Genomic DNA, 24,269 nt, shown 5'->3' with positions numbered 1-24,269 from the left:
TGATAATAAAAGAATTTTATATAGATAAATCAACAGGTCCGTCCATTAAATGACTTATCTCCTGACAATTCAAGCCTAAACGGAGAAACCTAAGCATCAAAAAATATTATTAACAGAATCTATTTTGTTACTATTGTAAAAATAACTAAACGAAACATTTAATTAGAGTACAGTCGAGAATAAAACATAAAATAACAAAAATTGCTATAGAAAATAAATCATTTTAATTAATCATTACGCTAATAACAGTTTAGGCTAATAGTATATATACTTTAATCTTTCAAGTTGCCGCCCGGTATAATTGTTTATTTTCGGTTGCTGCAACTTGAAATTTATTTTGGAGAATATGAGAAATTGTTAATAAGCTAACATTTCCTGAACTAGTTCTACACATTGAAGAAAACGTTGATCATAATCGGGTGAGTTAACACATACATAATCAATATTATTTTTCTTCAACATACTTTCAAGCAATTGTTGAAACGCTTTACGATCCTGCTCACTTCCCAGGCTTCTTAAGCCGTCAGCGACCCAGGGGGTGTTATTTTCTAACAGGATAACCAAGTCAAATCGATATTCATCAATCAGTGCCTGAACGAAGGGGTGCTCTTTCCCTTCATAGCGCTTACAAAATGCCTGTGTTGTGACAAAATCGGTATCAATAAAAGCAACTTTGTTTGCGTATTTTACACAAAAATCAATATATTGAGCGTGACCTAAAGCTATTTTATCGTAATCAGAGTATTGCAGCGCCATCTCATCTCCCCCTAAATGGGAAAATACATACTCACGGCCATATTCCCACGCACTGGTTGTGTTAAACATATTTGCCAGTTTATTGACCAGTGTGGATTTCCCGCTGGATTCGCCTCCGAGAATGGCAACCGTACGTACGAAGAAAGGTTTTACTTCTGTTGGAATATATTCCCAATAGCGGAAAGGCGCCTGCCGTATCTGGCTGCCGCTGATATTCATAAATGAACGTTGTGGATCGACAAGAATGGTTTCAATGCCAAAATGCTCTTTATAGAGAGGAACGTCTTGTGCTTCGCTGGAATAGATATACTGAGGATTAATGCCTTTTGCAGACATAAATTGTTTTGCGCTCTGACTCCATTTTTCCCAGCCGTTTGGGTAGGGTTCGATACCTTGTTCATCAAAAGAGTGGATGTGAATATTTTTCTGATATTTGAATGTTTGTAACAGCCATCTCAGGCGATCACTGACGGTAGGTTGCTGAGACATGGAACTGTTGATAAACAACTCTCGATCCCGTAATTCATCGTAGCAGAGAAAAACGTGCAATTCATCGACCTGGCTGGATGCTCGCTGGATCAAATAGATATGCCCAGTATGTAACGGGTAAAATTTACCAAACACAACACCGATAGTTTTCTTTTCCATAGGGTACGCCAATCCTAAATGTTGATGAAGAGATGCTAATTTCTGTGCACTCGGGCTTTTTATCTTGCCGTTAATGAGCTGGCTTAAATAGCCTTTCGTCATGCCACTTGCATCAGCAACTTGTTGTAAAGTGTGATTTGCTTGTTTAATTGCCTCTTTTAAATAGTCAAACTGCCCCATATAACCCCCTATGTTGTTTAGTATACTAAACAACATAGCATGTCAACAGGGAAAGGTAAAAACAAAACTGGCCTTTTATCGGGCTATACACAATGGATTTCAAGGTGCGTCGCGGCGGCAAAGGAGAGAATCCCCAGGAACATAGATAACTATATGACTGGGGTGAACGAGTCTAGCCAACAAAGAGGCAACTTGAAAGACGAGGTGTATATTAATCATCCAGATCATCAAGCACAGACAAAGCATCTGATAATTTTTTAACACCGAATACTTTCATGTCAGGTAATGATTTTTTGGACATATTGGCATAGGGCACAATTGCTCGTTTAAAGCCATGCTTAGCTGCTTCTGAAATACGTTCCTGACCGCTGGGAACAGGGCGGATTTCTCCTGCCAGCCCGACTTCACCAAAGACAACCAAATCACGGGGCAGAGGACGGTCACGGAAACTGGAAACTAAAGAGAGCAGTAAAGCAAGGTCGGCGCTGGTTTCTGTCACTTTCACACCACCCACGACGTTAACAAAGACATCCTGATCAGCCATTTGCAAACCACCATGTTTGTGCAATATTGCCAGCAGAATGGCCAGCCGGTTCTGCTCAAGCCCCACAGCTACCCGGCGCGGATTAGGCATCATAGAGTGATCGACCAGTGCCTGAATTTCCACCAGCAGGGGACGAGTACCCTCCCAGACAATCATGACAGAACTGCCGGAAGTAATTTCATCACCACGACTTAAAAAGATAGCAGAAGGATTATTGACTTCCCGTAGCCCCTGTTCAGTCATGGCGAATACACCCAGCTCATTAACTGCACCGAAACGGTTTTTATGGCTGCGGAGAGTACGGAAACGGGAATCGGCTTCACCATCGAGCATTACTGAACAGTCAATACAGTGTTCCAGTACTTTCGGGCCTGCCAGAGAGCCATCTTTAGTCACATGGCCGACCATAATGATGGCAACTCCCCGGGTTTTGGCAAATCGGGTCAGATAAGCTGCTGTCTCTCTGACCTGCGCCACACTGCCGGGAGAAGACTGAATATCGGCCATATGCATAACCTGAATGGAGTCAATAACCATCAGCTTAGGCTGCTCTTGCTCGGCAATCAGGCAAATCTGCTCAATACTTGTTTCTGACAGCATGTTCAGTTTATCTGTCGGCAAGCCTAGCCGGTGTGCTCTCATGGCGACCTGCTGTAACGATTCCTCACCCGTGACATATAAGGTTTTCATTTGTTCAGATAGCAGACACATGGTTTGCAGTAACAGGGTACTTTTCCCCGCTCCCGGATTACCGCCGATCAAAATAGCGCTACCGGGAACGACGCCTCCTCCCAGTACACGATCAAACTCTTTAAATCCGGTAGAAAATCGGGGCAATTCTTCCAGACTGATTTCAGAAAGTTTTTGTACTTTACTGACTCCGGTATCCCCTGCATAACCGCTGAAACGTTCATTGCGGGGAGAGGATGCCGCGGCTAAACGGATTTCCGTGATAGTATTCCATGCCTGACATGCAGTACACTGCCCCTGCCAGCGGGGATAATCTGCCCCACATTCGTTACAGACAAATGCCCGTTTTGCTGCTTTTGCCACTCTATTCTCCCTATACTTCTACTAAAACAGTTTTAACGTTCTTCGTGTTTCAGGCCACCGCTCAGAACACACAGGACGCCCATTAAATCCGCATGGCGAATACCTACTTTAGCGTGCGTGTACACTTTTGGTTTTGCATGATAGGCAATGCCCAGACCTGCCTTGCGGATCATTTTTAAATCGTTGGCACCATCGCCTATGGCGACAGTCTGGCTAAGAGGGATATCCAGCTCTTTTGCCAGCCGTATTAATGTGGTGGCTTTGTATTTCGCATCAACGATTGGCCCTTTGATTTTACCGGTTAATTTGCCGTCCTTTATTTCTAGTTGGTTGGCAACGGAGGCAAAAAGGCGTAGTTGCTGGCGCAGAGCATCAGCGAAGAAAGTAAAGCCGCCGGAGGCAATGGCGACATGCCAGTCGAGGGATTGCAGTTTGCGGACAAGGCTGGTTAAACCGGATGTAAGAGGCAGAGTATCCATGACTTGCTGCAATATTGCGGCATCAGCACCAGCCAGTTGGGCAACCCGTTGATGCAGACTTTCTGAGAAATCTAACTCTCCCTGCATGGCTCGCTCTGTAATTTCAGCAACTTTATCACCTACACCAGCCAGTTGTGCAATTTCATCAATACACTCAATCTGAATGGCAGTTGAATCCATATCCATGACTAATAAACCGGGTGAACGCAGACGCGGGATCTGTCCCAACGGAACAACATCCAGACAACATTCATCCGCCAGTCGTTTGATACGCGGCGACAAGCCGCCGGCGATACGAACAACCTGATAATCATCAATGCGCCATGAGGAAACAACAACAATAGCCACTCCCAGACGATGCTGAAAATCACTGATCCGCTGTTTATCCAGATTGCGGCCATACAACAGCCAGCCTCTGTCCCCAGCTCGGTAATCCAGTGGCATGACTTCATCTCCACTGAGAGATAGTGGTAATCCCGGCCATTTATGGATTTCATCGGGTAAGTAACGATAGGCCAGATTGTTAGACATGAATATCGACTCCTGTAATTCCATGTAATAAATAGGGCAGGCAAAAAATGCTTTTCAAACTATCCTATCACTACTGCATCTGGCAACATGGAATGTAACGAGCATTAGGTGGGATAACTATGAGTAAAGCAAAACTAAAATTTCGACTGCACAAAACCGCAATTATCTTAATATGTATAGCATTATTGGTCTTGCTGATGCAGGGGGTATCCTATTTTAGCCGTTCACAACAACAGGCCCATATGGATCAGTTTGAAGATCTGGCAAGGACACTGGCAAAACAGGTTGCATTCAGCCTGTCTGCTGATATGGAGAATGGCAGCAAGGAAGCCAATAATCAAAAAATTATGGATAACCTGAACTATTTAACCAACAAAAGTCGTATTCTCGATGCCAGTGTTTATCTGGAAAACGGAACACAGGTTGCGCGGAGTGGTGAACTGGTTTCTGTCCGGGAGCGGTTATCTTTGGATGGTAAAAAAGCGGGTAGTTATTTCAATCAGCAAATTGTGGTTCCTATACCGGGGAAAAATAAACCGAAAGGTTTTCTGCGCCTGACTCTGGATACACACCGATTGGCAACAGAAGCCAAGCAAGTGGATAATACAACTAATCTGCTCAGAGTCATGTTGCTACTAGCTCTGGCGATTGGCTTTATTCTTGCTCATAATTTATTACAGCTAGCTCCCAGCCGTTGGCAGCAATCCCCTTATTTATTGACTGCCAAAACTAAATCATCGGATGAAAATAATAGAGAAGATGAATCTGCCCGTTAACTGGTATTGGTGCCAGAACTCCCTTTATTTAAATATACACTTCGTCTTTCAAGTTGCTTCTTTGTTGGCTGCGCTCGCTCACCCCGGTCACATAGTTATCTATGCTCCCGGGAATTCACTCTCTTGCCGCCGCGATGCATCTTGAAATCCATTGTGTATAAAGGCTATTTAAATAAAAAGAGCTTTGAAATAGTTTGCCGGGCAGAAAAGAAACGGTGCTATATTGAGCAATATGGTCTGCTGACCAAAATGAGGCCAAACACAGCTCTGTTCCTTACCGCTATTTATCGTAATACAACCTGACGCAAATAGAATAAATCACACAATGTAACAGTGCTGCCGCTATTGAACCGTAAAAAATGATGGTGTGATGCGGCAGGGCTGAACTGAGCAGCGGAATGTGATCAAAACGAAAAACATACATATGAAAAGAAATAGCCAGAATTGTCAGTATAATTCCTGATACATTGTGATAAATATGATGTGATAATAAAAGGTGCTTTATTAAAAAGAAAAAAGGGATAAGCATGAATAAAGAAATTATTATGTAAGTCATTATCATTTACTCCGATATTATAAAATTTCACCATGAAAATGTTTTCTGAGTATCACTATAAATAAACGTTTTTCCTTTTATTACTCTTGTTATCCTTTTACGCTGTGCAATCTATTTTTGCTTTATCTAAAGTGATGAGGTAAAGATAGACCTCACTTTATATATAGATACTCAATATGGTTATTATTTATATTTCTTATAATGTTAATGAGTTTTTTAATTATCACTCTCACAGCGAGAATATAGGAATATTCTGTTTTTTTATCCAATATTATTATTCAGTGATTAAATTTTAAGGGTAATGCAATGCCAATTATCAGAAATAATAATATAACTAATGTCGTGTTTGTTAATTCATATAACGGGGGAATTGATTGGGTTAGAACCGGGTCTTTAATTTCTGCATTTTTTTCGTCTAATAAATATTGATTATCATAAATACCCGAAAGTATTTTTTCAGCACGTTGATACTCAGAATAATGAACCAGCAGCTTCACACCACCAAAGGCATGGGAGCACATATAAGTATTCCATACCACTCCTTCATCTAGTATTTGGGTATAGATACCTTCTGATAGCATTCTGCCCCGAATAATATGAGCTTCTATCGGCGACATAAACGTTGCCAGATATTGCATATACCCTCTTTGCGGAGATATGTTCCACATAAGCACTCCTTAATCAAACCGTAGGCAATATTCGTATCCATTAATCAAAGTATAATTTAACATCAGATATGAGCATATTTAAACAGCCTGAACTCTGTATAAAACAGAATTCAGGCCTGATTGGAGGAACGATTTCGTCGTTTATACTCGATAAACTTCAAGTTACAACTAGTTATATGAGGTGAGTCCTTATATCTCCCCGCATTGCGGGGAGATATAACACGCATCTTGAAGTTGAATTGGTATATTAAGGCAGATCATTTGGTAGTTTTATATGAGTATCATCCTAAATTGAGGACTGTCAGATTATAAGTATCGGGATTGGGGCCAAGGCGTTTACCAATATCCAATCCGGCCATAATCGTCAGATCCTCTTTCTCCAGCCTGAAATCAAAAACATCAAAGTTTTCTTTAATGCGGGAAGGCGTTACTGATTTAGGAATAGCAATCATGCCACTGTCGAGGTGCCAGCGGATAACAATCTGAGCAGGTGTTTTATCATATTTAATTGCCAGACTTTCAACTAATGGATGATCAAAAACACCTTTACCACCGCGGGATAACGGACTCCAGGATTCAGTAATAATGTGGTGTGTGGCATTCCATGAATGCAGTTGCCTTTGTTGCATCAGGGGATGCAGTTCGATTTGATTGATAGCAGGCACAATGCCTGTTTCTGAAAATAGTTTCTGCAAATGTTCAATATGAAAGTTACATACCCCGATACTGCGGGCGAGCCCCGATTCTTTTAACTCAATAAATTGTTTCCATGTTTCAACATACTTATCCTGCTGGGGAACCGGCCAGTGAATTAGAAAGAGATCAATATATTCCAGCTGTAATCTATCCAGACTCTCTTGCAGTGCGGTTTTGGCATCCTGATGGCGATCATTCCACAGCTTAGTTGTGATAAAAACTTCCTCGCGTGGGATACAACTTTCCCGCAATGCTTTTCCGACACCTGTTTCATTGTGATAAATTGCGGCTGTATCAATAGAGCGATAACCCACATTCAGCGCGGTATCGATGGCTTTAACAACCTGTTCATTACTCGCCTGCCAGACTCCAATTCCTAATTGCGGCATGAGATTTCCGTCAACGAGTTTAATAATTGTCTGCTGACCCATTCTTACCTCCTCCAGATTTGGAATATCAGATGGACGCCTCGTAAATCCGCTTGCTAACTTCAAGCGTAATATCCTGGTGTTCACCTAAAGCAACCAAACCCTGCTGTTCTAGTTTTTGGATCATTCCCGGTATAGAACTGCCATCAAGCTGATAATCAGAAAAATGGGTTTTTACACCGAGACTTTCAAAAAATTCACGAGTGGCATGGATTGCCTGATTAATGCGCTGTTCTTCCGTTCCTTCCGTGAAATGCCAGATACGTTCAGCATATTGCAGAAGTTTTGCGTGTTTAGTATCCCGCTTTTCCTGTAAGAGATGCGGCAAAATAATCGCCAGTGTCTGAGCGTGATCTAAATTGTGAAAAGCTGTTAACTGATGTGCCAGCATGTGGGTTGCCCAGTCCCGTGGAACACCTGCACCGACGAGCCCGTTGAGAGCCTGTTTACCGAAAATGACTTTGGTTGGGGTGTGTAGTGTGAAGTTTTGCATAACAACAATCCTTACTAACTGAATAACAAAAACTTTTTCCATGTCTTAACATTCGGTTATTGAGTTATGTTGGTTTATTGCAGTGATAGAGTCCACTCTATGCAGGATCATGTATCTGAATGCCGGATTATTGGCTGTATGATGCTTGTCTGAGTGGACTCGGATTGTTTAATTTTTTTGTTGATAAGTTAATAGCTAGAAAAAATAGTGTGATTTTGGGAACAGCGGTCAATAACCGATATGCTCATTTGTTTTTGTGTGATGATGCTTTTTTATGACGCCAGTACATCAATAGCGAAGCACCTAGTCCGCTGATTAACAGAATAACAGGTAAGATCATCAAAATATTCATGACCAAATCCTGATGAGCTTTAACAAAAGGTATCTGATTCAGGGCATAGCCAAAACTCACAATTATGATGACCCATAAGAAGCCGCTTAACCAATTAAAAAATTGAAAGCGTTTGCTGTTCAGACCGGAAATACCTGCGAAGGTGGGTAGAAGTGTACGGATAAAAGCGAGGAAACGGCCAATTAGCAATGCCGTTAAGCCGTGTTTGGCAAATAAGACATTCGCCCGTTGGCGCTGCTCTGCCGGAAGCTGGGCTAGCCAGTTTTTGATCATTCGGGTATGTCCCAGCCAGCGCCCCTGTAAATACCCCAGCCAGCACCCGAGACTGGCAGCAATCGTCAATAATATGACAGTCGGAACAAACCCCATGACACCTTTGGCAATTAAAGCTCCGGTGAGGATCAGAAGAGTATCACCGGGCAGAAATGCGGCAGGCAATAAACCGTTTTCCAATACCAGCGTGACGAAGATAACACCATAAATAATCCAGATGACATCGGGATTGGCGAGTAGGGTAAAGTCATGCTGCCAAAGCGCTTGCACGATCCCGCTTAACGTTTCCATATTTATCCTGTAATTTCGGTACAATATCTTTATGACAATTTTTGTACAACCAGTGTCATACAATCGAATTAATCATACAAGTCCATGTGTTCCAGTGTACCGCAAAACGACAGCAGGATAGTTGATTTGATTCAGCATATACACATCATGGATTACAGGATGCGTTGTGGCGGCGGGGGAGCTGCCAGCAAAGAGGCACCTGTAAAATGAAGTGTATAAAAATAAATACAGTTAACTCAACGCAATGCGGGAGAAGCCAGCATCCAGATCATCTATTAAATCCTGAGGGTCTTCCAGTCCGATATGCACACGAATTAACGTCCCCGTTTTTTGGGGAAAATTATAATTACGCAGGATTGCCAGTGACTCAGGGGAAATGCCCAGAATGAGTGATTCAAATCCTCCCCAGGAAAATGCCATTTTAAAATATTGCATATTATCCAGATAGTCAGAGAGCTGTCCGGGAGTCAGGCTGACATTCAACATAAAAGAAAACAGCCCGCAGGAACCCGTAAAATCGCGTTGGAAATAGTTATGACCGGGACAGGAAGGTAGCGCAGGGTGATAAACCTCAGCGACTTCGGGACGTTGGGAGAGCCATTTAGCAACGATCAGGCTGCTTTCTTCATGCTGTTTTAGGCGGACAGCCAGAGTATGTAAACCTCGATTTGCAGAATAAACAGTATCAGGATCAGCAATCTGCCCCATCAAATAAGAGCTTTCCCGTAATTGATCCCAACAGCGTTTATTGGCGACAGCCGTACCGAGCATGCCATCTGAATGGCCGATAATATATTTTGTCGCGGACTGAATAGAAATATCGACACCAAAATCCAGTGCCCTGAAAAGAACACCCGCAGCCCAGGTATTATCGATCATAATAACGATATCGGGATTAATCCGTCGGGCTGCCTGTACAATAGCGGGAATATCCTGAACCTCCATAGTAAGAGAGCCGGGGGATTCAAGAAAGATGACTTTTGTGTTTGGCTGAATGAGTGAGGCAATCTCTTCACCGAGCCGGGGATCAAAATAATCAGTAGAGATATGCATCTTTTTAAGAATATTTTTGCAAAATTCCTGAGTCGGTTCATAAGCTGTACCGGTTAGCAGAACATGGTCACCTGTTTCTACAAATGCCAGAATGCTGTTGGTAATAGCGGCAGTACCCGAAGGATACAAAGCACAGCCCACTCCACCCTCCAGTTCAGCCATTGCTTCCTGAAAAGCAAAATGCGTCAGAGTTCCACGACGCCCGTAAAACAGCTCACCGTTAGCCCGGTTTTTTATCGCATGCCTCATATCCTCAACCGTCTTGAAAATGACGGATGAAGTGCGCTGGATAATAGGATTAACCGCTCCCTGTGTGTATTTATGCTTTCTCCCGACTTCCACCAGTCTGGTTTCCAATTTTTTTTCTGACATATCACTTTCCCCCTGACCTGTCGCGATTGTTTAAATAATCATTAGCAAGTTAAAAGAATAGTCAGGTTTTTTACAAAGGGATTCTGACAACTTGACAAAAATTCAAGGTGAGTGAGAACGGTGAAAAAGAAAAAACGGATGGGATAACCCCTTTTTATTACCACTTTTTTTATTAAATAGTAATGATAATTACTATCAAATCGCCCAATGTCTGATATCATTTGGAACGGACTTTTTCCCTTATGTGATGAAAAACATGAAACTGGGCAAAAAGTGATAAAACATATACCTAATCGATTTCGAGTTTCAGCCAACAAAAAGGCGGCTTGAAAGACGACAGATATATCAGGATTAGCAAGATGAGTAGCGATTCACTGCTAAGTAACAGAATCTATAAAAAAGAGAGTAAGGCTAACTGATGCGTAATTTGACAGCTTCTATTCTATTGGCATTCGGGTTAACAGGTTCAGCATGGGCTGATACTACACCAGCTAATACTGCACCAACTACAGCGGTTACCGCGCCAGAAAATCAGGCTGCCACTCAGGTAGCAGCTCCGGCAACACCGGTATCTTCCGTGGCTCCACAGGCTAGTGAAGTGAAAACAGAGACACAGCAAGGTGAAGCGCAGAAAACGGATGAGGCAGCGACGGCAGAACAGCCAACAGTCACTACAGAAGTTACTGAAATAACAGAAGCTGGTGCAGTAGAAACCACAGTGGCGGCAGAAACAGAAAGCCTGTCCAGCGGTTTTGCGACGGATCTTTCCGTTTTTGGTATGTATCAGAATGCTGATGCGGTCGTAAAAAGCGTCATGATTGGTCTGGTGATTGCCTCTATTATTACATGGGCACTCTTTTTCTCTAAAGGATCGGAACTGTTAATAGCGCGTCGCCGCTTACGTAAAGAACAACTGGCTTTAGCTGATGTTGCCAGTCTGGATGAGGCAGTAAAAATTTCCTCGGATTTTGCTAAGAACAGCATTAGCCGTCTGTTACTGAGTGAAGCACAGACTGAGCGCAGCTTATCTGCCGAAAGTACCGATAAAGACGGCACAAAAGAGCGCACCTCATTCCGTATGGAGCGCGCAGTTGCCGCAATCAGCCGCCATATGGGGCGTGGAAACGGTTATCTGGCGACTATCGGTGCAATTTCACCGTTTGTCGGCCTGTTCGGAACCGTCTGGGGGATCATGAACAGTTTCATTGGTATTGCCCATTCACAAACCACCAACCTTGCCGTTGTTGCTCCGGGTATTGCAGAAGCACTGTTGGCAACCGCGCTGGGTCTGGTCGCTGCAATTCCTGCGGTCGTTATCTATAACATTTTTGCCCGTGTTATTTCATCATACCGTGGGCAGGTTGGTGATACTGCGGCACAGGCAATTTTGTTGCTTGGTCGTGATCTTGATTTGGCTGACAGAAAAACTGATAAAGCAGAAGCAAGGTAATTAATTATGGCAATACGTCTTAATGAAGATTTGGACGATAGCGGTGAATTACACGAGATCAACGTCACACCCTTCATCGATGTCATGTTAGTGTTGCTGATCATCTTTATGGTGGCAGCACCACTGGCAACCGTTGATATCAAGGTTGATTTACCGGCATCCACAGCCAAACCACAGCCACGACCGGAGAAACCGGTCTTTCTGACAGTTAAAGCAGACAGCCAGTTATTTGTCGGTGATCAACAGGTTGATCGTGATTCGCTCTCTTCAGTATTGGATCAGACAACTCAGTCCAATAAAGAGACCACGATTTTCTTCCAGGCGGATAAAAGCGTGGATTATGAAACTCTGATGAGTGTCATGGACTCTCTGCGTAAAGCGGGTTACCTCAAAGTGGGACTGGTCGGAATGGAAGCGGTAGAGGCGAAATAAACGCTACAAAATTAATTTTATATGAATAATAAAACCTGCCCAAATAATAAATTCGAGCAGGTTTTTTCTATCTGTGAGAATAAGTTATTAATGAATCGGTTAATGTTAGTTTTATATTTCTGTTTTTACATCTATAACGATTAATTAAAATGGTTTCATCTTAATTATTAATGGAGTGATGTTTTATTAATAATTAATTCTCTGTCATGATATAATTAACTTCTCCAGTTGTATTTGAGTAAGTACATCACTGTAGTTGCTCCATTTTTGTTTCCTGTGTTGATATTTTAATACTAAATCTATTTAGGTCAGTATTCTTATTTATCCAAGGAGAGAATATGAGTAACCAGAATGATTTTAAAGCGTTTGCCACCGGTGGAAATGCCAATATACCTTCTCAGGAAGATTATCAGAATAGCCCAGTGTTAGATGTGGGATTTACAAAATCACTCGATATTACCTTGTTGAATAAGGCTCTTCGTCAATCATCAACAATGTCTTCTGTTTTAGCCAACTTTATCTCTACCCAATGTGATGAAAATGTTTTTGATAATGGTGATGTATCATCATTAAATGAAATGTTTAATGATGCATTAAAGAATCATGAAAAAAAACAATTCCCCAACCAATTAATGCAAAATGGTTATCAGGAACTTCCTAATGGATTAATGATTCAATGGGGAATGCACCAGTTTGAGTATCTTGTTGAGAATACTGTTATATTACCGAAGCCTTTTAAAAATGCCATTTTAAATATTAATATTATAGATTCAGGTAGTTGGATAATTCCTATGGCAGGTTACACTAACGGAACTTTAAACAGCTTTAGGGCTTGGGTTGCGGGGCGATTTTTTGATTTTGAAGGTAAGGAGTGGGAACTAAAATCTATTACAAAAGGTGAGATTGGTGGACAGTATTTGGTTTTAGGTTATTAATTTTTAGTGAATATTATTGGAGTTAAAAACTGCCCAGTTAACCACTGGGCAGTTTTATTAGTTTTCTATGAATGATAATTAACTCTATATTTTTTTCCAATCAAATGGCAATAATTTATCCAATGTTAAAATCACCTCTTTATTAATTTTCACTTCGGTGTGTATATTCTCCCGATTTATCTGGCTGATAAATTCCCGACAGCGACCACAAGGAGGAATAATATCGCCGGATTTATTAACTGCGATAACTTTAATTATCCGATTTTCTTCATGCTTTATCATATCGGCAATGGCACCGTGCTCTGCACAAAACCCCATAGAACATGAAGTATCAATACTGACTCCGGTATAAATATGGCCGGATTCACACTGAATGGCCGCAGCGACGTGACCATATTTAATATATTTATTTAATTGCGTCGGAGAAATAAGCTGATGTGCAATACTTTCCATTTCATCAAAAGAGACCATAATTTATTTCCAATAAATAAAAAAATAAAGTTTACTCTTTAATACTACGAATAAGGTCAACAACAGATTTCGCCATTTCCTCTTCGTTTTCTCCTTCTACCCGAACAATAATTTCCATGCCATTTTTAATTCCCATCGACATAATTTTGAACATGCTTTTTAAATTAGCGACTTTATCCCCTCTGATAATTTCTACTGTGCCACTATAAGTCTTGGCTAAATTACAGAGTTGTGCCGAAGGCCGGGTATGTAGCCCCGAAGGGGCTGTTACTATTACGGAATATTCGATCATGACTTTATCTATCCCTTCGTCATTCAGTTAATGAACCACCACGTGTCTGGATAACGTTCTGATACCAATAAAACGAATCTTTCTTATAACGAGCGAGATCTTTGAGATCGTCATCAGTGCGGTTTACGTACACAAAACCATACCGCTTTTTGTAACCATTGCTGGTGGAAAGAAGATCAATAAAACTCCACGGGTTATAGGAAAGTACGACAACACCGGAATCCATTGCCCGTTTAATGGCCTGTAGGTGCTGCTTTAAATAATCAATGCGATAGCTATCATGAATGGTGCCGTCAGATTCCAGAACATCATCAGCACCAAAGCCATTTTCAGTGATCATTAATGGCTTTTGATAACGGGTATATAAATCGCGTAGCAGATACTCAAGCCCATGCGGATCAATCGCCCAATCCCAGTCGGTAGTATCAAGCTGTGGGTTTTTGTGGATCTGATAGTAATCAGGCTGGAGCTCATAACCGTCCATTTGCCCTTTGATGCCTGTCGGATTAAAACCATCCATACGTCTCTGAGCACCTTCTGGTGCGGCAGCGGCTGCATGGCTGCAATAGTAATTGAGAGCCAGAAAATCAGAATATCCTTCTTTAATTAACGCCATATCCCCATCTTCGATATTAGGTGCCAGCCCCTGATTTTTCAGGTAAATCAAAGCGGATTGATTATATTCCCCCTTCAAGTAAATATCGGTGAAATAGTAATTACGCAGATCATTGGCATTCTGGGCTGCCAGATTATCTTCTGGTTTGCTGGTCAGCGGATAAATGGCTGAATATCCCAATGCTGCACCAACCTGACCTTCCGGCACCCATTGATGGACTAATTTGCAGGCGATGGCATGAGCCAGATTCATGTGATGATTTATCTGATATTTAATCTGTTCATTATCGAGATACTGTTCAGGGATAAAACATTTTTTCGTCCAGAATTGTACGATAATGCTTTGTTCATTAATCGTCAGCCAGTACTTGGCTTTCTTGCCATATTCTCTGATAACAAATTCAGCGTAGTAGGCAAAATCATTGACACTTTGTCTGTCAATCCAGCCATGATATTTTTCCACCAAAGCCATTGGCATATCATAATGATAAAGTGTTGGAATTGGTGTAATACCATTTTCTAATAATTCATCGATAAGATTATGGTAAAACTGCACGCCTTCATCATTCGGTTTCCCGATGCCATCAGGAAAAATACGCGACCATGCGATAGAAAAACGATAGGCTTTTAATCCCAGTTCTTTCATTAATGCAACATCTTCTTTGTAGCGATGATAATGATCACTGGTAATATGGGAATCAGCTAACCCTGGTTTATTATTGAGAATATCTTGCTGGGATAATTTTTTACCATATTTTTCTGCCGCACCTTCAACCTGATAAGCACTGGTTGCTGCACCCCAGAGAAAAGTTTCAGGAAATAGCGTGTTATTTTTCGTCATGATGATTTTTTCCTTTATTATCGTTCACATTTTTAATGTGTTTATATAAATCAATTATTTCCTCTCTCAGGAGTAACTCGCTGCGTATCGTCATTAACGTATCCTGAGCATGAATAAATAGCAGACTCAAATTAATATCAGAGCCCTGAGTCTCTTTCTGAATAACATCAGTTTGTGTTTGATGAGCTGACAACATCATCTTTCGTGCTTTTTCCATATATATGCGAGCATTTTCAAAATCGCCATTACGAGCGAATTTCATGGCTTTTTCACTTTTTTCTCTGGCATTACCTGCATCGAGAATAATTTCCATAGAAATAGCAATTAAGATATTTTCCTCACTATTCATGATTGTTTTTCCTTGTAGTAGAGTCGCTTATGCTGCATTGAGGTTTTCTTCTTCAATACGTTTTTTCTCATACACTTTAAAGAAGGGATACCAGGTAACGAGGAACACGGCCATTAGTACCAAATAACAGATGATCGCCCGCCAGTCTTCAGTAATCATGACGCTGGAAAACGGAGCGGGTATTTGACCGACCTGAATCATTTTGGCAGGGATATTCAGCCAGTCGGAGCGCATAAACACCCAGATAATGATCGGGCTGGTGATCGCATTAATCCACATCGGCAGCATGAGCAGTGGATTGAGCACAATTGGTGTACCAAACACCAGTGGCTCATTGATATTGAAGAACGAAGGCCCGATACAGATATAACCTGTTGCCTTAAGATCTCTGGATTTTGAAAACAGCATTAAAAGATTCAGTGCGAGGGTGGCGCCGGTTCCTCCCATTGTGATTAACGCCGCTGTATACATGGTTTCATAAGTCACAATATTGGTTGGGGCCTGACCTGCCGCCACCAAAGTAATATTGGTGCTGATACCAAGCATAAAAATAGGCATTTGCAGGCCAGTAAATGTCCAGACGGAAATCCCCATTGAGAATGCAATAGCCGGAATTAATGCCATCAATATAAAGCCCGGCAGTGTCTGACCGAATGCAGCAATAGGTGAAAAGAGGTAAAGCAGACGGGAGAAAATATCAATTTCAAAGGTAAATACTAATAATGTTCCGACTCCGATAGAAAGAAGAATCGGAATAATGGCGTGTATCCAGCCAGTGACAAAATCAGGGAGAGTGCTGTCTTTCAGAAAACCTATTTTTGTGTATAAGTGGAAAAGATAGGAAACAAACAGGCCGGTGACAATCCCCAGTAAAATTCCCGCAGGGCCGAATCGTTCAAAACTGACAATCATATTACCGTCAGAAAACTCCGGCTTAATGAACATCATATAAACACAAATAGATGTCAGGCCAGCAATCAGGGTATACCGAAAATGATGGAGTTTTTCCATCATCTGATTGGCAATCATAAACGCAGTAATTAAGCCGAGCATGCCAAAGGAATATTCAGCTATTCGACCAAGATTGGGTAAAAAGGGAAGATAAGAACGAAATACATTATAAAAAAATATCAGTGAACCGGCTAAAATAAACGGGATGTTTTTCTGCATGGAACCAGAAATAGCAGCAACCCATGGTCGTTTAGTAAAATTTTGTATCGCTGGTGCAAACGAATCAGATAACCACGACATAAATGCTTTCATTTTGCATCTCTCTTTATTATTTTCTCTTCCATCAATTGGATATAAATAAAAAACCCCGGTGCTGTAAATAATAAGGTTAATGATTCAATTTATTTTTTTAGTGTATCTATGGCTAATTCCAGCAATGCCTCACCATCCAGTTTGCCATAGATATTTTGTGGTACGACAATGACGGGAATATTATAAATATCAGCATGTTTCTGAAATTCCTCTTTTTGAGAGGCGTAATGAGGGCCAAGAAATAAAATGTCGATCACTGAAAAATACTCAGTAACTTCGCTTTCGCTTCTGGCTTCAACAGTAACGGATAATTCTTTTTTCCTGGCAGCATTTCTGGTTTTTGTAGCCAGCATTCCACTGGAAATACCGGCACCACAACACAACATAATAAAAACGTTTTTCATGTAAACTCCTCATTATTTTGTCGCTAATTGATTTTTGTTTTCGGATATATAAACTACTATCTTCAATTTTTATTTTATATTCAATTATCTGTTTTCACCTCAGGAGGGCAATTTTCTGTTTTTTTAATTGACTTAATTTGTAAGTTTGACGTTTTACTTTTTTATTTAATAGGGGGGTTATAATGCTAAGGCCTAAGCAGAAAGAATTATTGAATTATTTAATGGAACAAAATAACCCGACTTTAGCCGTTAAATTATCTCAGGTCTTAAATGTTTCAATCAGAACTGTCAAAAACTATGTGCTGGAAATTAATGAATCCTACAGGAGCAAAATCATTATCTCCGGACGTTCAGGATATGTGTTATCATCTGATGCAAATCTTAAATTGAAGCAAAGACTCAGTGATTTTCCGAAAACCTATCAGGAAAGAGCCGGTTATCTGATTAAGTCTTTTCTGTTATTCAGGAAAAGTAATAAAATTTATGATCTCAGTGCTGAGTTATATATCAGTGATTCAACTTTAAAATCAGTGATATATAAAATGAATGGTTCCTTTGAAAAATTTAATGTCAGGTTCTTATGCAAAAATAATCGCCTTGAAATTATAGGCTCTGAGCTGGATTTAAGAGAGTTAGTCTATCATACCATCATGGAACAGGCAGACTACAGAACTCTGGATTTGAAAAAACTGGTAATATTATTCGGGGAACAGCAGGTTGAAATTATATCTGATATTATTACACAGGTATTTAATAATCGGGGTTACTCTGTTTATGAACTCTCATATACAAATCTTGTGCTGCGCTTTTTGATACTGATCAAGCGATTAAGTTATGGCAAGTATTTAAAAAATAAATTGGCCTTTATAGAAGAAAATCAGGGAGTAAAATCAATCACAGAAGAGCTGTGTGACAGGTTGCAATATACTTTTAATATTCCTATAGCAGAGAATGAGAGATATTTTTGTTACACCTTACTGAAAATAAATACCAACATTACTCAAACAGGAGACAGTAAATTAATTGAATCAGATAAAGCGGGTTTATATCAGCTTTCCAGACAGATCGCTGAATCAGTAGCGGAGCATTATCTGATTAATTTAGCAACGGATGATTTTATTTCATTATTCTGTTTGCATATTTCAGGTTTGAAAACACGCTTGCAGCACAATGTTCATACCAGAAACCCTATGTTGGATATGATAAAAAAAGAGTGTCGGACTATTTTTGATATCGCTGTTTTTATCTCCTTACAATTAAATGAATTCTTTGGTAAGAAACTGAATGAGGATGAGATTTCTTTTCTGGCTTTACATGTTGGTGCTGAATTTGAACGACAAAAAACTAAAGGCCATAAAGTACAGACAGTACTTTTATGCCCGGGCTATAAGGGAATTGAAAACAAAATATACCACCAGTTATTACGTGATTTTGGCGATGAAATAAATATTATTAAAGTAATATCACAGCCTTCTGAACTGGAGTGTTTTGAATTTGAGTTATTGATTACAACTATCAATATTCCTTCCAGTCATAAATATGAAACAGTGTGTATTTCTCCTTTTCAGATGCGAGATAGGCGTGCTCAGTTGCTTGGTAAAATTGATATCGCTAATGCGAACAGGAAAAGAAGGGCGCTACAACGTAATTTTGACCTGTTTTTTGAACCTGGATTGTTCTGGTTTGAGCCCGGTTTTCAGCAAAGGGATGAGCTTATCGATGTGCTTTGCCAAACGATGTTTGCAAAGGGCTATACTGAGGGCGATTTTGTCAGATATGTTTATCAGCGGGAAAGCGCGTCTTCAACGGCGTTTGGTATTCTGGCATTACCACATTCAGCAAAGATGGATGCGATAAAGACCGGTGTTGCAGTCGCTATCAGCCCAAAAGGTATTCTCTGGGGGGAAAGTGAGCGTGTGCATGTTGTTTTTTTGATTGCGATAAACAGAATTGACAGGGCGTGTTTTGCAGAGTGTTATGATGCGTTATTGGATGTTTTCAGTCAGGATGAAATGATTAATCAGCTAAATAAAATAACTTGCTTTGAACAGTTTCGGAGCATCTTCATCAGATCAGGTGATAATGTTGATGTTGAAAAATGAGTATTTTGTTAATTATTAAAAAGCAGGCGTTGAGTTTTATTATAACCTCAACGCCAATTCTTTTGCTGTGAAATAAAATTAGAGTGGAAAGATTTATTTCTTATCTGACTCAGTAGATATTAATTTTATTATTGCTGTAATCTGTGGTGAAACATCTGTTTCTGGTAAAGGCGGGATCTGCCCTAATGCCATTTTCCTAAGTGGCTCAGAAATGACCATGGAAATAGCCAGCTCACTGAAAGTATTATAATTAAAATTATTCAATACTCCTCGCTCATGTTGATTGTTTAGCCAGTTTTCCAAAATGACTTTACTGTTTTCGATACCACTTTTTTGATACTTTTCCAGTAATGTATTGCGATGAGGAAAATCAGACTGTAATAATTTAAATAACCCCACTTCATTTTCTGACAAATACTTATCAGAAATATCTTTTAAATATTTTTCTAATAATATTATCACTTGATGGGAAGTGCTGGCATTTTTGGTTAGAGATGGAGGGGTATTATCTTGCCAGTCTAATACAACTTGCTCAATTAATTCTTCTCTGTTTTTAAAAAAACGGTAGAGTGTTTTTTTTGCGATTTTAGCTTTTTGGGCAATAACATCCATGGTTGTTTTGTTGTAGCCCTGATTGAGCAAGAGAGAAAGAGTAATGTCATGAATTTTTTGGCGTATTTCTGATTCCGGGATTGCAGGTCTGCCTCGTGCTCGCGGGTAATTTTCTGCCATTTTAGCACCTTATAGGTTGTTAATATTTATTGTACTGGATTGGCGTTGTTCATTTAAAAAAATAAGGAATGCTCCCTCGGAATAATAAGGAAATATCCCAATTTCCACGAAATACAGAACTCTTCGGCAGTTGTCAATATTTACAATAAGTGATTATCATGTGGCCCATAATACTTAACAGTGAAAAATGCTGTTTAGGGTTATATCGTCTCTTTTTCATTACTGGTCTGATTTTTTATAACTTACTGTTTTTAATAATTAATTGACATAATCGATGCTATTAGAGTATTGAATCTCCGCTCATTACGTGACCTACTTCACAGGATAGCACTTTTGGATAAATTTTGTTAGCAAAAGGTTAAATTGGATCTTAGTATCGCTATTGCTAATTACAAAATTAACCATAAAGTAACAAAGATTGCTAAATGTTAATCCGCCTAATTAATTTTTTGGGAAATTTCTTTATTGAATAAGTGTTTCTTAGAAAGTGTATTTCATGGCGGTGGCAAAAGGTAAAATAACAATACAAGTGAGGACCATAATAATGACAAAACACAACGTAATAGCAATGGCAATAGCAATGGCAATTCCGGCTGGTTTTATAACTGGGACTGCAAATGCGGCTGAAATTTATAATAAGGATGGTAATAAAATAGATTTATATGGCAAAGCTGAAGTTCAGCGTTATTTTGCTAAATCAAAAAGCAAAGAAGCAGGGGATAATTCCTTTGGTCGTATTGGTATTAGAGGAACTACCCAGCTTACAGATTCTATTTCCGGGTACGGGCGCTGGGAATTCAATATGGGTGCCAGTAGAACTGAAGTTGAAAGCAGCCAATTTGCAAGAACGCGTCTGGCTTTTGTCGGCTTTAAACTGGGTGAGTACGGCACACTGGATTATGGGCGTAACTTTGGTGTTGTCTATGATGCTAACGCTCTGACAGATATGATGTCTGTGTTTGGTGGAGATAGTATGGCCGCCACTGAGAACTTCATGATGGGTCGTGCAACAGGGTTGTTAACATATCGTAATACTGACTTTTTCGGATTAGTAAACGGTTTGAATTTCGCCCTGCAATATCAGGCTAAGAATGATGGCAGAACCCTAAATACCCGTAATGATATTGCGCGGCAGAATGGTGATGGTGTCGGTCTTTCCAGCTCCTATAATTTGGGGCATGGTTTTACTGTTGCTGCTTCTTATGGCAATTCTAACCGTACTACAGATCAGAAAAACGGTACTGCATCAGCTAAGGTGCTGGCAAAAGGAAACAAAGCAGAAGCCTGGCTGGTATCAGCAAAATACGATAAAAATAACGTTTATCTGGCTGCTATGTATGGAGAAGCTCGTAACCTGACCCGATTCGGCAGCTCAGTGGATAACCGCGTAATGTTCGCAAACAAAACTGAAAACATTGAGTTAACCGCTCAGTATCAATTTGATTTTGGTCTGCGCCCGGGGATTGCTTATGTTTACTCCAAAGGTAAGGATTTAGGTAAGGATCTGGGTGAGAATAACCTGTTAACAAACAAAAATTCTGAAGATTTAGTGAAGTATATTTCTATCGGTGCATCTTATAATTTCAACAAAAATCTGGGCACCTATGCTGAATATCAGATTAATCTTCTGAAAGATAATGCTTTCACAAAAGCAACTAAGCTTAATACTGATAACGTAATGGGTGTTGGCCTCGTATATCGTTTCTGATAATAGCTGAAGTAATGAGCCTCAATGGTGCTGTCATTGAGGCTCTACCCGATATAAATTAGCTTTCTGCTTCACCACCCAGAGCATCAATCGTATTTTTTATCAGCGCACTTAACTCACCCGTCATCAGCGTAAAATCGGCATCAAATCGCTGGGCGACATCTTCACGATCAATATCGTCATTCTGGTCACGTAATGTTTCGCTGAACTTTATACGCTTGTAAGAGCCATCATCTGACAGCATGAACTGAATCCGCTCTTCCCAGTCCAGCGCCAGTTTAGTGACATATTTCCCGGATTCAATGTGCGTTGCTATTTCGTCAGATACCAACTCCTGTTTCTTACAGCGGATAACTCCGCCTTCTTCCAGAATAGCTTTCAATTCTGCTTCATCCATCAGAGCATAACCCGCAGGCAGGTCTCCTGAACGAACCCATTCAGTTAATGTTAACTCAATCGGATCAGCGAACGTCAGAGGAACGACAGGCAATGAACCCAGCGTTTTTCTGAGTAATGCCAGATTATCTTCAGCGCGTTTGGCACTGGCAGAATCGACAATAATCAGATGGTTAACAGTATCTATCCAGATATAAGTCTGGCTGAAACGGCTGAATGCCCTTGGTAATAAAGTATGAATCACTTCATCTTTCAGAGAGTCTTTCTCGGTTTTTTTTAATTTCCGGTGTTGTTCTCCTTCCAGACGGGCAATTTTGGCCTGAAGTTCTTGTTTAATGACCGGAGAAGGCAACATTTTTTCTTCTTTGCGTGCACAGATCAGGATCTGATTACCTGCTGCATGCGTTAGTGCTTCACCATGCGCACCCATTGGCGGAACCCAGCCTGTTTTCATCATATCCTGACTGCCACATGGGGTGAATGCCAGTGGGCTTAATTGTTTTTCCAGTTCATCCGCAGAAAGCGATATTTCTCGGTTTAAACGGTAAATCATTAAATTTTTGAACCATAACATGCGGTTACCCCATATTTATGCATTGTGACAAACGTCATATAAACGTTATTTGAAAAGCGTAGCTGTGCATGATAACGAATCATGCGGTGAAGCCCTAGAAATTCATACCCGTCGTTTTGTAGGTTTTCTTTTTGTTGTTTATGCACAATTCTGAAAACAAACGTCCAATTCCTAAAACAAAGTGACGTTATAGTTCTTGATTGTTAATGCTGCTCAGGCAATGATCCTGTAACAACACGATCCAGTTAGGCTGAAAAATTCAGCTAACGGTTAACCACAGAGAAAAAGGTAAGCTATGCGTATAGGTATTGATCTTGGTGGAACCAAGATTGAAGTGATCGCATTGGGCGATCAAGGAAAAGAGCTGTTTCGTAAGCGGGTAGATACTCCCCGCAACGATTACCCGCAGACTTTGGCTGCGATTGCCGGTTTGATAGCAGACGCAGAACAGGCAACTGGTCAGAGAGGAACAATCGGTATTGGTATTCCGGGTGCAATTTCACCTTTTACCGGAAAAGTTAAAAATGCCAATTCTGTCTGGCTGAATGATCAGGTGTTGGACAGAGATATTTCTGCCCTGTTGGGGCGCGAAGTCCGGGTTGCTAATGATGCGAACTGTCTGGCTGTATCAGAAGCGACTGATGGTGCGGCAGCAGGTAAACAAATGGTATTTGCGGTTATTGTCGGGACTGGCTGTGGCTCGGGTCTGGCATTTGATGGCAGAGTCCATGCGGGTGGCAATGGTCTGGCTGGAGAGTGGGGTCACAACCCGTTGCCGTGGATGGATGATGAAGACCGTGCATATCAGGAAGAGGTGCGTTGTTTCTGTGGTAAACCTGGTTGTACCGAGATGTTTGTATCGGGAACCGGCTTTATGAGAGATTATTTCCGCGCCAGTGGTATACACAAAAAAGGCCATGAAATCATGGAGGCCGTGGCACAAGGGGATAAAATCGCAGAACTGGCTATCCAGCGTTATGAAAGACGTCTGGCGAGGGCACTGGCGCAGGTAGTTAACTTACTTGATCCCGATGTTATTGTATTGGGTGGCGGTATGAGTAATGTTGATCGACTTTATCAGACTCTGCCCGGCTTAGTCAGCGAGTGGGTGTTTGGTGGCGAGTGTGCAACACCTATCAAAAAAGCGCTGCATGGTGACTCCAGTGGAGTGCGCGGGGCTGCGTGGCTATGGCCTGATTCTCATAAGTAACTGCATATTGCCCTTTATTTTTTCTGAAAGATGAAGGGCATACCATTTAGACCGATGAATAAACATAATGTATTAGACATTTCTTTTTTGTCTTTGGCTGCCTGCGTCTGGAAAAATAAATTTTACCTTAACCTGACTTAAGTTAAATTTTCAATTTAATGCATGAGTTGTATTTCTATGTTACGGGTAATAACAAAAATAAAAGCGCAATCAATGCGTATTATTAATCATATGTTTTTTATAATAATAGAAATATATTTCGCTTGATGTTGATTAAATATATTCATTGACTTTAATTTTATGGATTTTTATAGATTATAAAAAATCGATTTATTAAATTGTGAAT

At 40.6% G+C, this 24,269-nt stretch carries 22 protein-coding genes and 1 pseudogene; 7 read left to right on the top strand and 16 right to left on the bottom strand.

Annotation, left to right across the window (positions count from 1 at the left end; all coding sequences use genetic code 11):
* Positions 1 to 357: 357 nt before the first annotated feature.
* The 3 genes from nadR to serB form a co-directional block, all read right to left on the bottom strand.
* Positions 358 to 1,584 carry a multifunctional transcriptional regulator/nicotinamide-nucleotide adenylyltransferase/ribosylnicotinamide kinase NadR gene (gene nadR / locus AACX68_RS17285; RefSeq protein ID WP_228859927.1) on the bottom strand — a complete coding sequence of 409 codons (1,227 nt, stop codon included), beginning with the start codon at positions 1,582 to 1,584 and terminating at the stop codon, positions 358 to 360.
* Between the two features lie 211 nt (positions 1,585 to 1,795).
* Positions 1,796 to 3,181 (bottom strand): DNA repair protein RadA, encoded by a 1,386-nt coding sequence (gene radA, locus AACX68_RS17280; RefSeq protein WP_099120682.1) that lies wholly within the window; start codon positions 3,179 to 3,181, stop codon positions 1,796 to 1,798.
* 32 nt (positions 3,182 to 3,213) lie between these two features.
* Positions 3,214 to 4,191: a phosphoserine phosphatase gene (gene serB / locus AACX68_RS17275; protein ID WP_228859926.1), complete on the bottom strand. Its 978-nt coding sequence runs from the start codon at positions 4,189 to 4,191 to the stop codon at positions 3,214 to 3,216.
* A gap of 119 nt (positions 4,192 to 4,310) precedes the next feature.
* Between serB and AACX68_RS17270 the strand changes: the two genes are divergently transcribed.
* On the top strand, positions 4,311 to 4,967 hold the full coding sequence (locus AACX68_RS17270) for a YtjB family periplasmic protein (RefSeq protein ID WP_228859925.1): 657 nt from the start codon (positions 4,311 to 4,313) through the stop codon (positions 4,965 to 4,967).
* A gap of 834 nt (positions 4,968 to 5,801) precedes the next feature.
* Here AACX68_RS17270 and AACX68_RS17265 read toward each other — a convergent pair.
* The 5 genes and pseudogenes from AACX68_RS17265 to metC form a co-directional block, all read right to left on the bottom strand.
* Positions 5,802 to 6,191, bottom strand: a complete 390-nt coding sequence (locus AACX68_RS17265) for a hypothetical protein (protein ID WP_339389371.1) — start codon at positions 6,189 to 6,191, stop codon at positions 5,802 to 5,804.
* A 281-nt stretch (positions 6,192 to 6,472) separates the two neighbouring features.
* Positions 6,473 to 7,318 carry a 2,5-didehydrogluconate reductase DkgA gene (dkgA, locus tag AACX68_RS17260; RefSeq protein ID WP_228859923.1) on the bottom strand — a complete coding sequence of 282 codons (846 nt, stop codon included), beginning with the start codon at positions 7,316 to 7,318 and terminating at the stop codon, positions 6,473 to 6,475.
* A 25-nt stretch (positions 7,319 to 7,343) separates the two neighbouring features.
* Positions 7,344 to 7,760, bottom strand: a pseudogene (locus AACX68_RS17255) (NADH-dependent alcohol dehydrogenase); the annotation flags it as partial.
* A 292-nt stretch (positions 7,761 to 8,052) separates the two neighbouring features.
* Positions 8,053 to 8,724 carry a DedA family protein gene (locus tag AACX68_RS17250; protein ID WP_099108779.1) on the bottom strand — a complete coding sequence of 224 codons (672 nt, stop codon included), beginning with the start codon at positions 8,722 to 8,724 and terminating at the stop codon, positions 8,053 to 8,055.
* Between the two features lie 231 nt (positions 8,725 to 8,955).
* Complete coding sequence (metC, locus tag AACX68_RS17245) at positions 8,956 to 10,149, bottom strand: cystathionine beta-lyase (RefSeq protein WP_228859922.1); 1,194 nt, start codon at positions 10,147 to 10,149, stop codon at positions 8,956 to 8,958.
* Between the two features lie 418 nt (positions 10,150 to 10,567).
* Here metC and exbB point away from each other — a divergent pair, with 418 nt between their 5' ends.
* The 3 genes from exbB (at position 10,568) to AACX68_RS17230 (ending at position 12,966) form a co-directional block, all read left to right on the top strand.
* Positions 10,568 to 11,599 carry a tonB-system energizer ExbB gene (gene exbB / locus AACX68_RS17240; protein ID WP_228859921.1) on the top strand — a complete coding sequence of 344 codons (1,032 nt, stop codon included), beginning with the start codon at positions 10,568 to 10,570 and terminating at the stop codon, positions 11,597 to 11,599.
* Positions 11,600 to 11,605: 6 nt separating this feature from the next.
* Positions 11,606 to 12,031 (top strand): TonB system transport protein ExbD, encoded by a 426-nt coding sequence (exbD, locus tag AACX68_RS17235; protein WP_099108776.1) that lies wholly within the window; start codon positions 11,606 to 11,608, stop codon positions 12,029 to 12,031.
* A gap of 338 nt (positions 12,032 to 12,369) precedes the next feature.
* Positions 12,370 to 12,966 carry a gp53-like domain-containing protein gene (locus tag AACX68_RS17230; RefSeq protein ID WP_228859920.1) on the top strand — a complete coding sequence of 199 codons (597 nt, stop codon included), beginning with the start codon at positions 12,370 to 12,372 and terminating at the stop codon, positions 12,964 to 12,966.
* An 84-nt stretch (positions 12,967 to 13,050) separates the two neighbouring features.
* Here the strand turns inward: AACX68_RS17230 and AACX68_RS17225 are convergent, their stop codons facing one another.
* The 6 genes from AACX68_RS17225 to AACX68_RS17200 all read right to left on the bottom strand — a co-directional run bounded on the left by AACX68_RS17225 (position 13,051) and on the right by AACX68_RS17200 (position 17,201).
* On the bottom strand, positions 13,051 to 13,437 hold the full coding sequence (locus AACX68_RS17225; protein ID WP_228859919.1) for a cytidine deaminase family protein: 387 nt from the start codon (positions 13,435 to 13,437) through the stop codon (positions 13,051 to 13,053).
* Between the two features lie 31 nt (positions 13,438 to 13,468).
* Entirely contained in the window at positions 13,469 to 13,729 is a 261-nt protein-coding gene (locus AACX68_RS17220; protein WP_099120696.1) for an HPr family phosphocarrier protein, read from the bottom strand.
* Positions 13,730 to 13,748: 19 nt separating this feature from the next.
* Positions 13,749 to 15,185 (bottom strand): glycoside hydrolase family 1 protein, encoded by a 1,437-nt coding sequence (locus AACX68_RS17215; RefSeq protein WP_228859918.1) that lies wholly within the window; start codon positions 15,183 to 15,185, stop codon positions 13,749 to 13,751.
* Positions 15,172 to 15,534, bottom strand: coding sequence for a PTS lactose/cellobiose transporter subunit IIA (locus AACX68_RS17210; RefSeq protein ID WP_228859917.1), 363 nt, complete (start codon positions 15,532 to 15,534; stop codon positions 15,172 to 15,174). The genes AACX68_RS17215 and AACX68_RS17210 overlap by 14 nt, the downstream gene beginning before the upstream one ends.
* A gap of 27 nt (positions 15,535 to 15,561) precedes the next feature.
* Positions 15,562 to 16,797 carry a PTS transporter subunit EIIC gene (locus AACX68_RS17205; RefSeq protein ID WP_228859916.1) on the bottom strand — a complete coding sequence of 412 codons (1,236 nt, stop codon included), beginning with the start codon at positions 16,795 to 16,797 and terminating at the stop codon, positions 15,562 to 15,564.
* An 89-nt stretch (positions 16,798 to 16,886) separates the two neighbouring features.
* Positions 16,887 to 17,201 carry a PTS sugar transporter subunit IIB gene (locus AACX68_RS17200; protein WP_228859915.1) on the bottom strand — a complete coding sequence of 105 codons (315 nt, stop codon included), beginning with the start codon at positions 17,199 to 17,201 and terminating at the stop codon, positions 16,887 to 16,889.
* A gap of 182 nt (positions 17,202 to 17,383) precedes the next feature.
* On the opposite strand from AACX68_RS17200, the gene AACX68_RS17195 reads away from it, so the two are divergent.
* Positions 17,384 to 19,303, top strand: coding sequence for a BglG family transcription antiterminator (locus AACX68_RS17195; RefSeq protein WP_228859914.1), 1,920 nt, complete (start codon positions 17,384 to 17,386; stop codon positions 19,301 to 19,303).
* A 93-nt stretch (positions 19,304 to 19,396) separates the two neighbouring features.
* Here the strand turns inward: AACX68_RS17195 and AACX68_RS17190 are convergent, their stop codons facing one another.
* Entirely contained in the window at positions 19,397 to 20,035 is a 639-nt protein-coding gene (locus tag AACX68_RS17190; protein WP_228859913.1) for a TetR/AcrR family transcriptional regulator, read from the bottom strand.
* Between the two features lie 544 nt (positions 20,036 to 20,579).
* On the opposite strand from AACX68_RS17190, the gene AACX68_RS17185 reads away from it, so the two are divergent.
* Positions 20,580 to 21,743, top strand: a complete 1,164-nt coding sequence (locus tag AACX68_RS17185) for a porin (protein WP_228859912.1) — start codon at positions 20,580 to 20,582, stop codon at positions 21,741 to 21,743.
* A gap of 58 nt (positions 21,744 to 21,801) precedes the next feature.
* On the opposite strand, the gene rdgC is transcribed toward AACX68_RS17185, so the two are convergent.
* Entirely contained in the window at positions 21,802 to 22,713 is a 912-nt protein-coding gene (gene rdgC, locus AACX68_RS17180) for a recombination-associated protein RdgC (protein WP_099124394.1), read from the bottom strand.
* A gap of 295 nt (positions 22,714 to 23,008) precedes the next feature.
* Here rdgC and mak point away from each other — a divergent pair, with 295 nt between their 5' ends.
* Positions 23,009 to 23,923 (top strand): fructokinase, encoded by a 915-nt coding sequence (gene mak / locus AACX68_RS17175; RefSeq protein WP_228859911.1) that lies wholly within the window; start codon positions 23,009 to 23,011, stop codon positions 23,921 to 23,923.
* Positions 23,924 to 24,269 lie beyond the last annotated feature (346 nt).

The sequence above is a fragment of the Xenorhabdus sp. PB61.4 genome, assembly GCF_963894935.1.
In the GTDB taxonomy this organism is placed as follows: domain Bacteria; phylum Pseudomonadota; class Gammaproteobacteria; order Enterobacterales; family Enterobacteriaceae; genus Xenorhabdus; species Xenorhabdus stockiae.
Note: the sequence above shows the minus strand (reverse complement) of the source record. Positions and strands in the feature narration are given on the sequence as shown.

Excerpts from the sequence above, each read along its gene's own strand:
- AACX68_RS17215 (WP_228859918.1), bottom strand. The coding sequence starts at position 15,185 with ATGACGAAAAATAACACGCTATTTCCTGAAACTTTTCTCTGGGGTGCA.
- AACX68_RS17200 (WP_228859915.1), bottom strand. The coding sequence starts at position 17,201 with ATGAAAAACGTTTTTATTATGTTGTGTTGTGGTGCCGGTATTTCCAGT.
- AACX68_RS17230 (WP_228859920.1), top strand. The coding sequence starts at position 12,370 with ATGAGTAACCAGAATGATTTTAAAGCGTTTGCCACCGGTGGAAATGCC.
- AACX68_RS17270 (WP_228859925.1), top strand. The coding sequence starts at position 4,311 with ATGAGTAAAGCAAAACTAAAATTTCGACTGCACAAAACCGCAATTATC.
- AACX68_RS17195 (WP_228859914.1), top strand. The coding sequence starts at position 17,384 with ATGCTAAGGCCTAAGCAGAAAGAATTATTGAATTATTTAATGGAACAA.
- exbB (WP_228859921.1), top strand. The coding sequence starts at position 10,568 with ATGCGTAATTTGACAGCTTCTATTCTATTGGCATTCGGGTTAACAGGT.
- AACX68_RS17190 (WP_228859913.1), bottom strand. The coding sequence starts at position 20,035 with ATGGCAGAAAATTACCCGCGAGCACGAGGCAGACCTGCAATCCCGGAA.
- rdgC (WP_099124394.1), bottom strand. The coding sequence starts at position 22,713 with ATGTTATGGTTCAAAAATTTAATGATTTACCGTTTAAACCGAGAAATA.
- metC (WP_228859922.1), bottom strand. The coding sequence starts at position 10,149 with ATGTCAGAAAAAAAATTGGAAACCAGACTGGTGGAAGTCGGGAGAAAG.
- AACX68_RS17205 (WP_228859916.1), bottom strand. The coding sequence starts at position 16,797 with ATGAAAGCATTTATGTCGTGGTTATCTGATTCGTTTGCACCAGCGATA.
- nadR (WP_228859927.1), bottom strand. The coding sequence starts at position 1,584 with ATGGGGCAGTTTGACTATTTAAAAGAGGCAATTAAACAAGCAAATCAC.
- serB (WP_228859926.1), bottom strand. The coding sequence starts at position 4,191 with ATGTCTAACAATCTGGCCTATCGTTACTTACCCGATGAAATCCATAAA.
- dkgA (WP_228859923.1), bottom strand. The coding sequence starts at position 7,318 with ATGGGTCAGCAGACAATTATTAAACTCGTTGACGGAAATCTCATGCCG.
- AACX68_RS17250 (WP_099108779.1), bottom strand. The coding sequence starts at position 8,724 with ATGGAAACGTTAAGCGGGATCGTGCAAGCGCTTTGGCAGCATGACTTT.
- AACX68_RS17220 (WP_099120696.1), bottom strand. The coding sequence starts at position 13,729 with ATGATCGAATATTCCGTAATAGTAACAGCCCCTTCGGGGCTACATACC.
- AACX68_RS17210 (WP_228859917.1), bottom strand. The coding sequence starts at position 15,534 with ATGAATAGTGAGGAAAATATCTTAATTGCTATTTCTATGGAAATTATT.
- AACX68_RS17225 (WP_228859919.1), bottom strand. The coding sequence starts at position 13,437 with ATGGTCTCTTTTGATGAAATGGAAAGTATTGCACATCAGCTTATTTCT.
- exbD (WP_099108776.1), top strand. The coding sequence starts at position 11,606 with ATGGCAATACGTCTTAATGAAGATTTGGACGATAGCGGTGAATTACAC.
- mak (WP_228859911.1), top strand. The coding sequence starts at position 23,009 with ATGCGTATAGGTATTGATCTTGGTGGAACCAAGATTGAAGTGATCGCA.
- AACX68_RS17185 (WP_228859912.1), top strand. The coding sequence starts at position 20,580 with ATGACAAAACACAACGTAATAGCAATGGCAATAGCAATGGCAATTCCG.
- AACX68_RS17265 (WP_339389371.1), bottom strand. The coding sequence starts at position 6,191 with ATGTGGAACATATCTCCGCAAAGAGGGTATATGCAATATCTGGCAACG.